Below are 15,940 nucleotides of genomic sequence, written 5' to 3'. Positions count from 1 at the left end.
AGAAAAAGCTGTCCATCAAATGTGGACAGCTTTTTTATGTCAGAGATCATCAAGCAAGTCTTGGAAGGTATGCAGCTGGTTTCTTTCTGCATCTGTCGAATTGGCAAATGCAGAGGATACGGCATTTTTCGCTCGTTTGACTGCCTGTTGACGCTCTAACCCAGATGAAAATGAAGAAGTAAGAGCTTCTTCAGTAAATGATTTGGCTTGATCAAAAAGTTCGTTTCTCACAATGAACCTCCAGAAGCATCAGTCTTCATATTTCCTCTGTCTGACGCTTCTTCAAGTGTCGAACGGTAAGGAAAACGTGCATCATGAAGACTGACTGAATCTTTACCTTGTTGTATAAAGCGTTTCGATTTGCTTCTTTTACCCATTCGGAATCCGCCCCTTTACACAAGCTGACAGGACAACCTGTCTAACGGTAGTATGCCCGTTTCCATCTGCTATGTATGAATGGAAAAATTAAAGCGAGAAGTAATTCGTTAGAAACTTTGCAATCCCGTCTTGTTCATTCGTATCAGTGACTTCATTTGAAACACGTTTCACGGCATCAATTCCGTTGCCCATTGCCACACCGCATCCAGCAAATTCAAGCATTTCTAAATCGTTGTCTTCATCTCCGAATGCCACAATCCGCTCCTTAGGAACACCGTAATAATCACTGATCTTTTGCAATCCAACAGCTTTGTTCATGCCTGTTTTAATGATTTCAATCACGTGCCACGGGGCAGCCCAGCGTCTGTGATCAATCACTTCTGCATGAACATCTGATAAATAGCTTCGAATAGCTCCGACGTCCTCTTCTTTTGCATGAATTAACACGCTCGTCACATTCTCTCCAAGGTTGTCCCTTAGGTCCCCAACAGTGACTTTGTTTGCATTCATATTAAAGATATCAATGAGTTTTTCATCATGATAATGGAAATACAAATCGTCTAACACTTCAGCTAACACATTGTGCACTTTATACTCTTCACTAATGTCTACAAGCTGTTTGACCACTTGAAGATCAAGTGACGTATGAAATCTGCCCCATTTCTCATCAAGAGGATGATGGACAAACGCTCCGTTAAAATTCACAATTGGTGAATCAAGCTGTAATTGCTGATAATAAGGAGAGCTGGATCGAAATGGCCGGCCTGTTGATATACAGACGTGATGCCCGCTGTCTCTCACTTTTTGAATGACGTCAAGTGTGTGCGCAGAAATGGTTTTATCATCTTTTAATAATGTGCCATCCAGGTCAAGTGCGATTAGATAAGGTTTAGTCTCCATAAAATCTCCTTTGATCTGTAAGTGATAGGAGGCAATTCATGTTAGCGCCTCTTTCTATAGTGTATCTTTATCACATCTTTGTTGTCTACATGTTAAAATAAACAAAGACGGGAATGATAAAGGAGGATTCATAGGCTGTGATCACCATTGATGAGCAAATTACGCGCGATATTCCATTTTTACATATCGTAAAAGCTGAAAATAAAGACAAACCGCTGCCGCTTGTATTTTTTATTCACGGATTTACAAGTGCACGAGAGCATAATTTACACTTCGCCTTCCATCTGGCGGAAAAAGGCATGAGAGTCATTTTGCCTGACTGTGCTTATCATGGTGTAAGATCAGAAAACCTCAGCTTAGAGGAACTGGCATCAAAGTTCTGGGAAATTGTCCTGAACGAAATTCGTGAAATCGATATACTCAAAACATACTTTCAAGAAAAACAATTGATTGAAGCCGATTTGATAGGCGTTGCAGGTACTTCCATGGGCGGCATCACCACCTTTGGTGCACTTGCCAAACATGACTGGATCAAAGCCGCTGTCAGCCTGATGGGGAGTCCGAACTATACGACGTTTCTAAAAGCACAGATCATGGACATGCGTCACAAAGGGTTGATGAAAGACATTACAGACGAAGAGGTTCATCTGCAATTAGACGCCCTGCGCCCATATGATTTAACGCTGCAAACGGATCGATTAAACAAAAGACCGCTGTTATTCTGGCATGCAGAAAATGATCCTGTGGTCCCGTACAGGCACGCAAAATCCCTATACGATGAGTTAGCGTCCACACAATATAAGCAGGATCCGCACCTGATTCGCTTTATCACTGATGGACAAGCTGGCCATAAGGTCTCAAGACAAGCGATGTTTGAAACGATTGACTGGTTTGTGACTCATCTGAAAAGCACAAACGTTTAGTCATAACAAAAAGTACGTTATACTAATGGAAAAAGGAGTGGATATCATGGATGAAGCATTGAAAGAAAATATTTTAGGCGCCCTAGAACAGGTGATTGACCCTGAGCTGAATGTCGACATCGTCAACCTTGGACTTGTCTATGATGTCGATCTTGATGAGAATGGAAAAGCGGATATCACCATGACCTTAACATCAATGGGTTGTCCTCTTGCACCAATTATTGTGGATGAAGTCAAAAAAGCATTAAGTGATCTTCCAGAAGTAAAAGAAACAGAAGTTCACATCGTATGGAATCCGCCTTGGACACGAGACAAAATGTCAAGATACGCAAAAATCGCGCTCGGTATTCAATAAGCACAAAATGAAAAATGCCTGGTATGAGATAAACTCATGCCAGGTTTTTTTTATGAAAAATTAAGGTGGAGGAAGAGAATGGCTTGATATAATGGATGTAATTTTATAGAACGGAGTACCTATCATGAAACGAAAATGGCTATGGGTCGTTCTTTTGATCGTATATGCTGCTGCATTTTTTGCATCAATCACCATACGCGAAAGCCAAACACACAAAAAACAGGATCTTGAGGCTTTTACTGATGTTAGTCATCTCATGCCTGTCAAAATCAAAAAAGTTGTTCAAGGGAAAGAAATAGACACGTTAAAAGAAGTATTGAAAGAAGCAAAAGCAAAACACCTGCCGATTTCTATTGCCGGTAAACAGCATAGTATGGGCGGTCACACATATTATGAAAACGGCATCGTGCTCGATATGACGGAATTCCGCCAGATTTTAGCGTTTGATCCTAAAAAGAAAACGATTCGGGTTCAAAGCGGCGCTACATGGGATGATATACAAAAATATGTGAATCCATATGGTCTTGCTGTGAAGGTAATGCAATCGCAGAATATCTTTACAATTGGCGGATCTTTAAGTGCAAATGCACATGGACGTGACATTCGTTACGGGTCACTCATTGACACAGTTCGCTCATTCAGGCTGTTAAAAGCAGACGGTGAGATTGTCACAGTAAAGCCAGGCGATGATTTATTTACTGCCGTCATTGGGGGATACGGTTTGTTCGGTGTCATTTTAGATGTGGAGCTTTCTTTAACAAAAGATGAACTATATAAAATGGAGACAACCTCTCTGGGTTACGATGAGTATACGGATTATTTTCAAAAGCATGTCAAACACAATAAAGAAGTACGCATGCATCTTGCCAGAATCTCAACAGCGAAAACAAACTTTTTGAAAGAGATGTATGTGACGAATTATTCACTTACTTCACAACAAGGGATTGAATCATATCAAGAACTGAAAGAAGATCAACTCGTCATGCCTTTGAAATTTATGCTCGGCCTTTCAAGAAGATTTGATATGGGAAAAGATCTGCTCTGGAATTTGCAAAAAAAGTATTTCTTAAGTCAAAATGATCAGCTGATCACAAGAAACAATGTGATGCGTTCTGACTCTGCCTTTTTAGAATATGAAAATGAATCCGACACAGATGTGCTGCAGGAATATTTCGTCCCAGTTGACCGTTTTCGTGCGTACATCGATGACATGAGATCCTTTTTACAACAAGAAGATTTGAATCTAATGAATATCACAATACGTTATGTACAAAAAAATGAAAAAGCGGATCTCTCCTATGCGAAACAAGATATGTTTGCACTTGTGCTTTTAGTGAATTACGGGTTCGAAAAAGAAGAGAAGGCGGAAGCCGAGCGAATCATTCGAAAAATGACAGATATCACGCTGCAGCACGATGGAAGCTATTACTTACCGTATATGCCTTATCAAACGAAAGCGCAAATGAAGCGGGCGTATCCTAAAACCGATGTATTCTTCCAAAAGAAAAAACAAGCAGATCCAGATGGCACGTTCACCAACTACTTTTATGAGAGGTACAATACACAATGAATGCAAAAGCAATGAAATGGTTCGTCTACTCACAAAGTCTGCTGTTTTTCGCCAGCAGTTTGATTTTCCCTTTTTACATTCTTTTTATTAAAAATGTTGGGTCAAGCTATTCACAGTTTGGTCTTGCCTACGGCCTGTTTGGTTTAAGCGGAGCATTTATTCATTTACTCTTAGGGAAACTGCCCGAAACCACCGACAAGCGGCTCTTTTTAATCATTCATTCGTTCGGTATGGCGTTTCTTTTGCTGCTTTTTCCGCATATAACAGAAGTGGAGCAAGTGTATATGATTCAGCTGGCACTTGGTGCGCTTGGCGGCTTTCAAAAGCACGGAGAGAAACTGCTCGTCACGGACCTCACAACAGAGAACAAAAGAATGAAAGAAGTCGGTCACTATCATTTTTGGACAGCTCTTTTTTCATCCATCGCCATTATGCTTGGGGGCCTGTTTGCTGATTTCTTTACCGTTTACTTCATTTTTTATGCAAGCTCTATATTATATTTATGCAGTGCGCTCATGGTCATCTATATCAAAAACGAAAGATAAATCCGCATGTCTCATGAAGATATGCGGTTTTTTTGTTGAAAAAAAATGAAAACAAATATTAAATATACAATTGAATTAATTTTTATACATGTTATAATGTTAAATAATTTCACAAAGATCAAGAGGGTGTATTGACGTTGAAAATAGGTATTATAGGTGCTACAGGGTACGGTGGTGCGGAATTGGTTCGTATCTTCAAGCATCACCCGCATGTGGAGGAATGTATATTGTATTCATCAAGTGGTGATGGGCAATCATACAGTCAATCTTATCCACATCTAACAGCGATTACTGACCAAACATTAAAAACCATTGACCCGGCTGCTATTGTGCAAGAGACAGATGCTGTGTTTTTAGCGACTCCAGCAGGCGTATCAAGTGAACTGACGCCAAAGCTTATGAATCAAGGAGTGCCGATCATTGATTTATCAGGTGATTTGCGCATTCAAGATGGAGACACCTATGAAGCTTGGTATAAACGAAGGGCAGCGGATGAAGCATCTGTTCAACAAGCGGTGTACGGTTTATCCGAACTGAATCGTGACAAAATTCAACAAGCTGAAGTGATTGCCAATCCTGGCTGCTTTCCTACCGCAGTTCTTCTCGGTTTAGCACCGCTCATCAAACAGAATGTCATAGATGAATCTATGATTATAATAGATGCAAAAACAGGGGTGTCCGGTGCCGGACGATCTGCCTCACTTGGAACGCATTTTTCAGAACTAAACGATAACTTTAAAATTTATAAGGTGAATGAGCATCAGCATACGCCAGAAATAGAGCAAATATTAAGAGAATGGAATCCGCAGACGGCGAACGTCACATTTTCTACGCATCTTGTCCCGATGACAAGAGGGATTATGGCGACGATGTATACACAGTTAAAAACGGATGTCACAAAAGAAGAATTGATGAAGCGAATGAAAGGCTTTTACGAAGATTCCTATTTTGTCAGAGTGAGAGATCACGGCGTTTATCCACAAACGAAAGAAGTATATGGCAGTAACTTCTGTGATATTGGCTTTCATTTAGATGAGCGAACAGGGAGACTTACAATCGTGTCGGTCATAGACAATCTCATGAAAGGCGCGGCCGGCCAAGCGGTTCAAAACTTCAACATCATCAAAGGCTTACATGAAGAGGCGGGCCTCACAATGACACCTCTTTATCCATAAGAGAACAGGGGAGACAACAAACATGATCGAATTGAATGAAAAAAGCATTGTCAAAATAGACGGTGACGTATCATCACCAAAAGGCTTTGAAGCGAAGGGGATTCACATTGGCTTGCGCTATTCAAAAAAAGACCTTGGCCTCATCGTCAGCGAAGTACCAGCAGCAAGTGCAGCGGTCTACACACAAAGTCACTTTCAAGCTGCGCCTCTCAAAGTCACACAACAAAGCTTAAAAAAGACAGGACAATTAAAAGGTGTCATTGTCAATAGTGCCATCGCCAATGCATGTACTGGTGAGCAGGGATTAAAAGACGCGTACGACATGCAGGCAGCCTGTGCAGATATGTTAGGTGTAGTACCTGATTACATTGCTGTTTCTTCTACTGGTGTCATTGGGGAATGTCTGGAGATGGATAAAATCAAAAAGGGCATCGCCGAGTTAAAAGAAGCAAAAGCCGAAAAAGGCCATTTTGAAGAAGCGATCTTAACGACAGATACTGTCATTAAAAATACAACATACACCCTTACGATAGACGGAAAAGAGATCATCATTTCAGGCGCAGCAAAAGGCTCTGGCATGATTCACCCGAACATGGCGACAATGCTTGGCTTTGTCACAACAGATGCAAATGTCGAACAGGAAGCCTTACAGCAAGCGCTTCGTGACATTACGGATGTGACCTTTAATCAAATTACCGTCGATGGAGAAACGTCGACAAACGATATGGTGCTCGTGATGGCAAATGGCATGGCAGAAAACGATGTACTCAATGAAGAGCATCCAGAATGGCCTTTGTTTAAAGAAGGATTAAAACTAGCTTGTGAGGATTTAGCCAAAGAGATTGCGAGAGATGGAGAAGGTGCAACGAAATTAATCGAAGCGAAAGTCGCTGGTGCTAAAAATAATTTGGAAGCCGGCATCATTGCGAAAAAAATCGTTGGTTCAAGTCTTGTCAAAACCGCCGTATATGGTACGGATGCTAACTGGGGCCGAATCGTTGGAGCCATTGGTCATAGCGCAGCTTCCGTCACTCCGGAAGAGGTAGAAGTTTATTTAGGCGGACAATGTTTATTCAAACACAATGAACCGCAGCCATTCTCAGAAGAGGAAGCAAAAGCATATCTAGAGCAGGATGAGATTACGATTTTCATTCAAATGAGTGAGGGAAATGGTGAAGCAGCAGCTTGGGGCTGTGATCTCACCTATGATTATGTGAAAATTAACGCGAGCTATCGCACATAAAGAAGGAGATAGACATGGATAAAACGATCGTGTTCAAGTGTGGAGGCAGTGTCATTCGAGAACTTTCAGATACCTTTTATGAAAATGTCCGCTCACTTCAAGCTGCTGGATTTAAGCTGGCTATCGTGCATGGCGGAGGACCTGAAATCACCGACATGCTGCAAAAATTAGAAGTGAAAACAGAATTTGTTGACGGTCAGCGTAAAACAACGAAGCCTGTGTTAGAGGTAGCCGAAATGGTTCTCTCGGGAACAGTCAATAAATACTTTGTGTCAGAGCTCGCAAAGCATGATATATCATCTGTCGGCGTATCCGGTAAAGATGGGCAGATGCTTGTCGCCGATTTCCTTGATCAAGACGTTTATGGGTACGTTGGCGAAATCAAAGAAGTTCATCCAGAAATGGCGGAAGCACTCATGGAGAAACAATTCATTCCTGTAATTGCGCCGCTGTCTATGACGGAAGAATGCCAAACCTTAAATGTGAATGCTGATTTAGCAGCATCAGCTGTCGCCGGAGCCATGAAAGCTGATAAGCTCATGTTTGTCACAGATGTTGAAGGCATTTTAAAAAATGGTGAACTATTAGATGTCGTCACCGAACAAGAAGCCCTTTCACTCATTGATGAAGGCATTATTTCCGGGGGAATGATTCCAAAAGTACAATCCGCTTTGAGTGCTTTATCAGGTGATGTAGATGAAGTGATGATCGTAAATGGCAAAGGCAGTATCTTTACAGGAGAAACCTTTAAAGGCACAAGAATCGTAAAACAAAAGGAGGCGGTCCTGTGAGTCATCTTTTTCAAAATTATGGCCGGTGGAATGTTGAAATTAAAGAGGCAGCAGGTTCTTGGGCAGTCGATACAAATGGGAAAAAATATTTAGACTTTATCCAAGGCATTGCAGTAACAAATTTAGGCCACAATCATCCAAAGGTCAATCAAGCCATTAAGGAACAGCTTGATCACGTCTGGCATGTGTCGAATCTGTTTGAAAATGGTCTGCAAGAAAAAGCAGCAGAAAAGCTGGCAGCAAACAGTTCAGGCGATCTCGTTTTTTTCTGCAATAGCGGCGCAGAGGCAAATGAAGGTGCCATTAAATTAGCACGTAAAGCGACAGGGAAAACAAATATCATCACATTTTTGCACTCTTTCCATGGGCGCACGTATGCTGGTATGGCTGCCACAGGTCAAGATAAAATCAAAACTGGCTTTGGTCCTATGCTAGAAGGCTTTCACTATGTACCGTTTAATGATCCAGACGCTATGTCAGCCTGTGCGGTCGATGATGTGGCAGCGGTGATGCTGGAGGTTGTGCAAGGTGAAGGTGGAGTGAATCCAGCGACACCAGAATTTCTAGAAGCAGTTCAAGCATTTTGCACAAAGCATGAAGCACTGCTGATTGTAGATGAAATTCAAACGGGCATTGGTCGAACAGGAACAGCATTTGCGTACGAAGAGACGTGTCTTGATCCTGATATTATCTCTGCAGCAAAAGGGTTAGGAAACGGCTTTCCAGTTGGTGCAGTTATAGGGAAAAAAGCTCTAGGAGATGCATTCTCCCCAGGTTCACATGGTACAACATTTGGTGGAAATATGCTTGCCATGGCTGCTGTGAATGCGACACTCGATGTAATTTTCCAAGAAGAGTTTCTTTCAGAAGTGAAAGAAAAGGGTGATTACTTGTTAGAAAAGCTGCAAAATGTCAAACAGCTGAATATCGTAAAAGAGGTGCGGGGAAAAGGATTGATGGCAGGTATTGAATGTGGTCAGCCAGTCGGTGAATATATCACAGCTCTTAGAGAACTGGGGTTGCTGGTGCTTCCAGCTGGTCCCAATGTCATTCGTTTATTACCTCCGCTGAATGTGAAGAAAGCAGAGCTGGATCAAGCGATCGAAGCAATTGTTCAAGTATTAGCCAATAAAACAGTTTCGGTGTAAATTTTTTTACAAAGAAACGTATAAAAATACATTTATATCATTAATTATTCAATTTTGGGGTGACATAAGCATGAAAGGTTATTTAAATTTAGAAGATGGAGCCTCTTTTGAAGGAGATCTGACAGGAGAAGCTGGCATCACAGGTGAAGTGGTCTTTTTTACAGGTATGACAGGTTATCAAGAGGTGCTCACAGATCCTTCCTATAAAGGTCAGATCATTGTTTTCACATATCCGCTGATCGGAAATTACGGCATTAATCATGAAGACTTTGAGAGCAAAAAGCCTCAAGTAAAAGCGGTGGTTGTTTACGAGGCAGCAGAGCATTTTTCACATCATCTTGCAGCGGTCAGCTTAAAAGATTATTTACAAAAGTGGAATATTCCGCTTCTGACACATACAGATACGCGCGCAGTCGTGCAAAACATCCGGGCAAATGGAACGATGAACGCTGTGCTCAGTGTAGACGAAAACGAAACGCCGCCTGCAATGAAACAAGACAATGTCGTCGCACAGGTGACAGATAGCGAGATCTACACACAAGGCAGTGGTGAGGAACATGTGGCGCTCATTGATTTTGGCTTTAAAAAATCAATTGCAGATTCGCTTGCAGCGCGCGGCTGTAAAGTAACCGTCATTCCATATAAACAAATGGAAAAGGTGTTTGAGATCAAACCAGATGCGATCCTGCTGTCAAACGGACCTGGAGATCCGAAAACCATGACACCATATTTAAAAACGATTCATGACATCATGATGACATTCCCGACACTTGGAATCTGCTTAGGTCACCAATTAATCGCTCTAGCACTTGGCGGGGATACGTATAAGCTGCCATTTGGCCACAGGGGAGCGAATCATCCTGTACAGGATACAGAATCCAAACGTGTCTTTATGACAAGTCAGAACCACAGCTATGTGGTGAATGAAAAAAGCATGAATGACAAAGAAGTGGATGTGAAATTCCTTCATGTCAATGATGGATCTGTAGAAGGATTCATTCATAAAGAAAAGCTGATTATGTCAGTTCAATTTCATCCAGAAGCACACCCAGGGCCTGCTGAAAGTGAATGGGTATTCGATGATTTTATTGAGAAAGTGAAACAAGCAAGGAGAGAAGTCGCACATGCCTAAAGATCAAAGCATACAAACCATTCTAGTCATCGGGTCTGGTCCAATCATCATTGGTCAGGCAGCAGAATTTGATTACTCAGGAACACAAGGATGTATGGCCTTAAAAGAAGAAGGCTACAAAGTCATCTTAGTGAATAATAACCCAGCAACCATTATGACAGACGAGTCATTTGCTGATGAAATCTATTTTGAACCGCTTTCAGTTGATTCAGTGACAAGAATCATTGAAAAGGAAAAACCAGATGGTCTTTTAGCCAACCTTGGCGGACAGACGGCTTTAAACCTTGCTGTCGAGCTAGAAAAAGCCGGTGTGCTGAAAAAGCATGGGGTAACTCTGCTCGGAACGTCAGTTGAAACAATTGAAAACGGTGAAGATCGAGAGAAATTCCGTGCTCTCATGAAGCATTTGAACGAACCTGTGCCAGATAGTGAAATTGTGGATAATGCGGAAGATGCCCTTCAATTTGCAAAAGAAGTCGGCTTCCCAGTCATCCTAAGACCAGCATACACACTTGGCGGTAAAGGCGGCGGAATCGCTCTAACAGAAGAGGCATTTAAGCCGCTCATTGAAGGAGCTCTTTTAGCGAGTCCGATTCACCAGTGTTTAGTTGAAAAAAGCATAGCTGGCTTTAAAGAAGTCGAATATGAGGTCATGAGAGACCGTCAAAATACGTGTATCACGGTATGCAACATGGAAAATATTGATCCAGTTGGTGTGCATACAGGAGACTCAATTGTCGTTGCACCTTCCCAGACATTAACGGATCAGGATTATCAAATGCTCCGTTCAGCGAGCCTGAAAATCATTTCAGCGCTGGATGTAGTCGGCGGCTGTAACATCCAATTTGCCCTTGATCCACTCAGTAAAGAATACTTTGTCATTGAGGTGAATCCTCGGGTCAGCCGTTCATCCGCTCTTGCATCAAAAGCAACAGGCTACCCGATTGCGAAAATGGCAGCTAAGCTTGCGGTGGGGTATACGCTAGACGAATTGAAAAACCCGCTCACAGGCACAACCTATGCTAGTTTTGAGCCGGCACTCGATTATGTTGTCGTGAAATTCCCGCGCTGGCCGTTTGATAAATTTAAACAGGCAGACCGTCAATTAGGCACAAAAATGAAGGCTACTGGCGAAGTCATGGCGATTGATCGGAATTTAGAATCAGCCATCCAAAAAGCAGTTGCATCCCTTGAAATTAAAACAAAGGGCTTCCACCTGCCAGAACTGAAAGACCAAACGACAGAACAATTATTTGAACTCATCAAAACACCAGACGATCGCCGGTTTTTCGCTGTTATGGAGCTTCTTTCAAGACAAGAAACGGTTGAAACGATTCATCAAACGACGAAAATCGATCGATTCTTCTTACATGTGTTCCAGAATATGATTACGCTCGAGCAAGAATTGAACGATCATAAGGGGACGCTATCAAAAGATACCTTGAAAAAGGTAAAAGAAAAAGGCTTCCTTGATGAAACGATTGCTCTTCTTACGGGTCAAACGGAAGAGTCAATCAGGCAGCTCCGTCAAGAGTACGGGATTGCTGCTTCATTTAAAATTGTCGACACATGTGCGGCGGAATTTGATGCAAAAACTAATTACTTCTATTCCACCTACTTTGGAAAAAGTGATGGTGAGCATCAAGAAAAAACAAAGCAGCGTGCTCTTATCATTGGCTCAGGTCCGATTCGAATCGGGCAGGGGGTCGAATTTGATTATAGTGCCGTTCATGGCGTTCTTACCTTGCAAAAGCTTGGATTTGAAACCATCATGATGAACAACAATCCAGAAACAGTCAGTACTGATTATGAGATTGCAGATCGTTTATATTTTGAGCCGATTACATTAGAGCACATCCTAAACGTTGTGGAAGCAGAACAAATTGATTTTGTCATTGTCCAATTTGGCGGACAGACTGCGATCAACGTCGCAGAAGGCTTAGAAAAAGCCGGTGTCACGTTGTTAGGTACATCCTTTGCTACGCTGGATGCACTTGAAGACCGTGATTTATTCTATCAGCTTCTTGATGAACTGAACCTTCCTCACGCAAAAGGAGATACAGCTCATTCAAAAGAAGAAGCACTCGTACATGCGAAAAGCATCGGTTACCCTGTATTAATTCGCCCATCGTATGTCATTGGCGGAATGGGAATGATCGTTGTTCAGTCAGAAGCACATTTGGCATCACTGCTCGATCAGCCAGATCATTTGCCATACCCAATCTTAATTGATGAGTACGTCACTGGAAAAGAAGTTGAAGTGGATCTTATTTCTGACGGAAAAACAGCCTTCATTCCAACGATCGTAGAACATATTGAGAAAGCGGGCGTGCACTCAGGTGACAGCTTTGCCATTTTACCAAGCATCTCAATCAGTGAAGATATCAAACAGCAGGTGCATACTGCGTCTGAACAAATAGCGAAGAAATTAGCGTTCAAGGGCATTATGAATATCCAATTTGTCATCAAAGGTGATCAGGCGCTTGTATTAGAGGTGAATCCGCGGGCAAGCCGGACTGTTCCAGTCGTCAGTAAGGTAATGGGCATTGATATGATCCCAATGGCCACTCAATTATTAGCTGGTGCGGCGCTTGAAGAGCTAAACCCTGCAACGAAAAACAAAGGGGGGACAGCGGTCAAATTCCCAGTGTTCTCATCCCATGCCATTCAAGATATCGACCTCAAGCTGACACCTGAAATGAAAGCGACAGGAGAAGGAATGTGTGTAGGCAAGAACGCCGAAAGCGCCTTGAAAAAAGTGTTTGCACCGATCTGGAAGAAAAAAGGAAGCCTCTTTATACAAGGCAGTGAGCAATTGATCGATGAAGCGAAACATGCAGGCTTTGACGTCTGGACTGGCAGCTTTGAATCCTGGCTGCAGAATGAAGATAAATCCCTTCATATTCATTTAGGAGAAGATGAAGAGGCAAAAGAGCAGCGTGTAAAAGCACTCACACACGGCGTTCAAGTTCTAACTGAATATGAAACAGTTCAAGCATTCCTGCAAGGGAAAAATGGAGATGTATCACCAGTATCACTCCATGAATTATATAAAAAGGAAGTGACGGCATGAGTCAAATCGACGTGCAACCGGCATTATACGGAAAAGACTTTTTATCGTTAAAAGATTTCTCAATCCATGAGATTGCTTATTTAATTGAAAAAGCGGAAGAAATGAAACAAAACCCATATCAAGATTTATTCAAAGGGAAAACGTTAGCAATGATTTTTGAAAAATCTTCGACTAGAACCCGTGTCTCGTTTGAAGCGGGGATGACGCAGCTAGGAGGACATGCGCTCTTCCTCAGCTCAAATGATTTGCAAATTGGCAGAGGGGAAACCATCAGTGATACAGCGCAGGTGCTGTCTGGCTATGTCAACGGTATTATGATTCGAACCTTTGAGCATGAGAAGGTTGAAGAGCTTGCACAATACGCGTCTATTCCAGTCATTAATGGATTAACGGACTACTCACATCCATGTCAGGCACTTGCTGATTTATTAACGATTAAAGAAACAAAAGGCACGTTAAAAGGAATCAAAGTCGCCTATATCGGTGACGGAAATAACGTGGCGCACTCCTTGATGGTCGGCTGTGCGCAGCTAGGCTGTGACATTGCGGTTGCATCACCAAAAGGCTATGAACCACTTCAAGAAGTAACAGACACTGCCCGTGAGTTTGCGAAACAATCAGGTGCAGAAGTGACCGTGACGACAGATCCTGTCGCAGCTGTAAAAGATGCAGATGTTATTTATTCAGATGTGTTTACAAGCATGGGACAGGAAGCAGAAACAGAGAAACGTCTTGCTGAATTTAAAGAATATCAAATCAATGACGAACTGATGAGTCATGCGGCAAAGGACTATATTTTCCTTCATTGTCTCCCGGCACATCGCGGCGAAGAAGTGACGGCAGATATTATTGACGGGCCGCACTCAAAAGTATTTCAGCAGGCAGAAAACCGCCTGCATGTGCAAAAAGCGTTAATGAAAGAACTTATGTATCAACCATCCAAATAAATCAAAGTGTCCCTGACTCGTATGAGCAGGGACTTTTTGCATAAAGGATTGGAGAGTCAAGGGACGGGACATAATAACATCAATCGAGAAAGGAGGATGAAAATGGGTCAGCAGCATCAATTTAAATCAGGGAATAAGGCACCAAATAATGGTGTATATATCGAGATCGGTGAAACTGGCAGTATGGTGAAAGATCCTTTAAAGATTAAGCTTAAAGCAGGCGATGTCTTTCCTGATAACTCGAACCATAATCGTGTTTGGACTTACCAAAGAAAGCCGTAAGCAATTGACTAAGAGTCATAAGGAATAAGTCTTTAGAGGCATGTGTCATGCCTCTTTTTTCTTTATAATAAAAAACAATTAAGTTCCAATTTTCAAATAAATAGTATGAAAAAAAGAGAACTTAAGGTAAAATATGTAATATATTGTTGAAAGGATTTGTGTGATGGAAAAGATGAATCTCAGTGAAAGTGTTTGGAATAAACGCTTCACCTCATTATTCATATCAAGACTCATTAAAAACACAGGGGAAAGTTTTGCTTTTACATCCGTCCTTTGGCTATTGATTTTAAGAGGGGATGGAGCGCTCGGTACAGGACTTCTTCTAGCAGTAACTGTTCTCCCTTCATCTTTGTTAGCCCCAATATTAGGACCTCTTATGAAAAAGCATCATTTGTCTAAATGGATGTTCGCTTCAGATGTTGTTCGAGCAACAATTGTACTCATTATTCCACTTCTGCACTTTTCGCATCTATTGCCTCTATGGTTATTGATCTCATTAATGGTTATTCAATCGGCAACAGGTGCAGCATATAATCCGGCTTCGGTGGCCATCTTACCGCAGATTGTTCCAAAGCATCTCATTCAAAAGGCTAATGCGATCCTGCAATCTTCTTTTGAGATTGTTGCACTTGCAGCAGTCATGGTGGCTGGTCTTTTGGTTAAATTAATTGGACCTGCTGATACCCTGCTGATCACCACTGCTTTATTTGTTATTTCTGGCCTGTTTATTATCGGGGTTAAACTGAAGAAAACGGATGAAGAAAAAGCAGCAGGCATTAAACAAGCGAAGAATACATATTTGTATAACTTAAAAAGAGGGTTTCTCGTTGTCAAAAACCATCACATTTTATTTGCACTCACACTGTATTGTATCTTAATGAATGTCGCAGCAGCTCCGTGGCAGGCGCTCTCAGCGGTATACGTAGCAGAAGCGTTGCAAAGTGACTCCATGGTGTATTCCATTTTAAGAGGCGTTGCTGCAGTTGGCGCATTTATGATGGGCTTTGCTCTAGCGAAGGTCAAAATTAAGAGATTTGGTTTGTTCTTTATTGTCGCTGGCATGATTGAAGGGGCAGCGTTCTTTATTACAGGGATGAGTACATGGCTGCCGGTCGTTCTGCTTGCTTCCTTTATTTTCGGAGCTGCTGTCAGTGCGATCAATGTACCGGAAATGGTCATTATTCAAACGTCTGTTGACCAAGAGGATCAGCCGCAAGTATATGCTGTGATCAATGCGTCATCAAATGTCTTTCTCCCGCTTGCAGCTGTCGTATCAGGCGTTCTGGCAGAAAGATTTGGAGCGGGACCTGTCATTGCTGGCGGAGGAATCCTTGAAATTTTATCAGGTATCGCGATCTTCCTGTTTACAGGGCTTGCGAAAAGCCATTTGACAGCGGACAAACAAAAGTCCGAAACCGTCGAGGTGTGAACAATAAAAACCCCCTGTATGTTATAGACAGGGGGTTTTAGCATGCCGC

16 protein-coding genes are annotated in these 15,940 nt (G+C 42.1%); 13 read left to right on the top strand and 3 right to left on the bottom strand.

The features are described from left to right. Positions 1-39: 39 nt before the first annotated feature. The 3 genes from OIT90_RS15945 to OIT90_RS15935 form a co-directional block, all read right to left on the bottom strand. Positions 40-231, bottom strand: a complete 192-nt coding sequence (locus tag OIT90_RS15945) for a DUF3813 domain-containing protein (protein WP_024425070.1) — start codon at positions 229-231, stop codon at positions 40-42. Continuing rightward, complete coding sequence (locus tag OIT90_RS15940; protein ID WP_024425069.1) at positions 228-377, bottom strand: hypothetical protein; 150 nt, start codon at positions 375-377, stop codon at positions 228-230. Before OIT90_RS15940 ends, OIT90_RS15945 begins: the two co-directional genes overlap by 4 nt. A gap of 88 nt (positions 378-465) precedes the next feature. After that, positions 466-1,278 (bottom strand): Cof-type HAD-IIB family hydrolase, encoded by an 813-nt coding sequence (locus OIT90_RS15935; protein WP_024425068.1) that lies wholly within the window; start codon positions 1,276-1,278, stop codon positions 466-468. Positions 1,279-1,415: 137 nt separating this feature from the next. On the opposite strand from OIT90_RS15935, the gene OIT90_RS15930 reads away from it, so the two are divergent. The 13 genes from OIT90_RS15930 (at position 1,416) to OIT90_RS15870 (ending at position 15,891) form a co-directional block, all read left to right on the top strand. Continuing rightward, entirely contained in the window at positions 1,416-2,201 is a 786-nt protein-coding gene (locus tag OIT90_RS15930; RefSeq protein WP_047201775.1) for an alpha/beta fold hydrolase, read from the top strand. 46 nt (positions 2,202-2,247) lie between these two features. Beyond that, positions 2,248-2,556 (top strand): metal-sulfur cluster assembly factor, encoded by a 309-nt coding sequence (locus OIT90_RS15925; protein WP_024425066.1) that lies wholly within the window; start codon positions 2,248-2,250, stop codon positions 2,554-2,556. A 124-nt stretch (positions 2,557-2,680) separates the two neighbouring features. Beyond that, complete coding sequence (locus OIT90_RS15920) at positions 2,681-4,126, top strand: FAD-binding oxidoreductase (protein WP_126682024.1); 1,446 nt, start codon at positions 2,681-2,683, stop codon at positions 4,124-4,126. Next, positions 4,123-4,671, top strand: a complete 549-nt coding sequence (locus OIT90_RS15915; RefSeq protein ID WP_126682023.1) for an MFS transporter — start codon at positions 4,123-4,125, stop codon at positions 4,669-4,671. The genes OIT90_RS15920 and OIT90_RS15915 overlap by 4 nt, the downstream gene beginning before the upstream one ends. A gap of 137 nt (positions 4,672-4,808) precedes the next feature. Beyond that, positions 4,809-5,846 carry an N-acetyl-gamma-glutamyl-phosphate reductase gene (gene argC, locus OIT90_RS15910; protein WP_058838837.1) on the top strand — a complete coding sequence of 346 codons (1,038 nt, stop codon included), beginning with the start codon at positions 4,809-4,811 and terminating at the stop codon, positions 5,844-5,846. A 22-nt stretch (positions 5,847-5,868) separates the two neighbouring features. Next, positions 5,869-7,089, top strand: a complete 1,221-nt coding sequence (argJ, locus tag OIT90_RS15905) for a bifunctional ornithine acetyltransferase/N-acetylglutamate synthase (protein ID WP_126682022.1) — start codon at positions 5,869-5,871, stop codon at positions 7,087-7,089. Between the two features lie 14 nt (positions 7,090-7,103). Continuing rightward, positions 7,104-7,880, top strand: coding sequence for an acetylglutamate kinase (gene argB / locus OIT90_RS15900; RefSeq protein WP_041089795.1), 777 nt, complete (start codon positions 7,104-7,106; stop codon positions 7,878-7,880). Next, on the top strand, positions 7,877-9,028 hold the full coding sequence (locus OIT90_RS15895; protein ID WP_144491073.1) for an acetylornithine transaminase: 1,152 nt from the start codon (positions 7,877-7,879) through the stop codon (positions 9,026-9,028). The genes argB and OIT90_RS15895 overlap by 4 nt, the downstream gene beginning before the upstream one ends. Positions 9,029-9,098: 70 nt before the next feature. Beyond that, positions 9,099-10,160, top strand: a complete 1,062-nt coding sequence (locus OIT90_RS15890; RefSeq protein ID WP_039177774.1) for a carbamoyl phosphate synthase small subunit — start codon at positions 9,099-9,101, stop codon at positions 10,158-10,160. Beyond that, positions 10,153-13,233, top strand: coding sequence for a carbamoyl phosphate synthase large subunit (locus tag OIT90_RS15885; protein ID WP_474892726.1), 3,081 nt, complete (start codon positions 10,153-10,155; stop codon positions 13,231-13,233). The genes OIT90_RS15890 and OIT90_RS15885 overlap by 8 nt, the downstream gene beginning before the upstream one ends. Further along, complete coding sequence (argF, locus tag OIT90_RS15880; RefSeq protein WP_144490910.1) at positions 13,230-14,180, top strand: ornithine carbamoyltransferase; 951 nt, start codon at positions 13,230-13,232, stop codon at positions 14,178-14,180. Before OIT90_RS15885 ends, argF begins: the two co-directional genes overlap by 4 nt. A 102-nt stretch (positions 14,181-14,282) precedes the next feature. Beyond that, positions 14,283-14,462, top strand: a complete 180-nt coding sequence (locus tag OIT90_RS15875; RefSeq protein WP_008348517.1) for a YjzC family protein — start codon at positions 14,283-14,285, stop codon at positions 14,460-14,462. Between the two features lie 163 nt (positions 14,463-14,625). Next, positions 14,626-15,891, top strand: coding sequence for an MFS transporter (locus OIT90_RS15870; protein WP_024426491.1), 1,266 nt, complete (start codon positions 14,626-14,628; stop codon positions 15,889-15,891). The last annotated feature ends 49 nt before the right edge of the window (positions 15,892-15,940 follow it).

The sequence above is a fragment of the Bacillus sp. ABR genome (assembly GCF_056172715.1).
The sequence above is the reverse complement of the archived record's forward strand: the minus strand, read 5'-3'. Positions and strand labels throughout refer to the sequence as shown.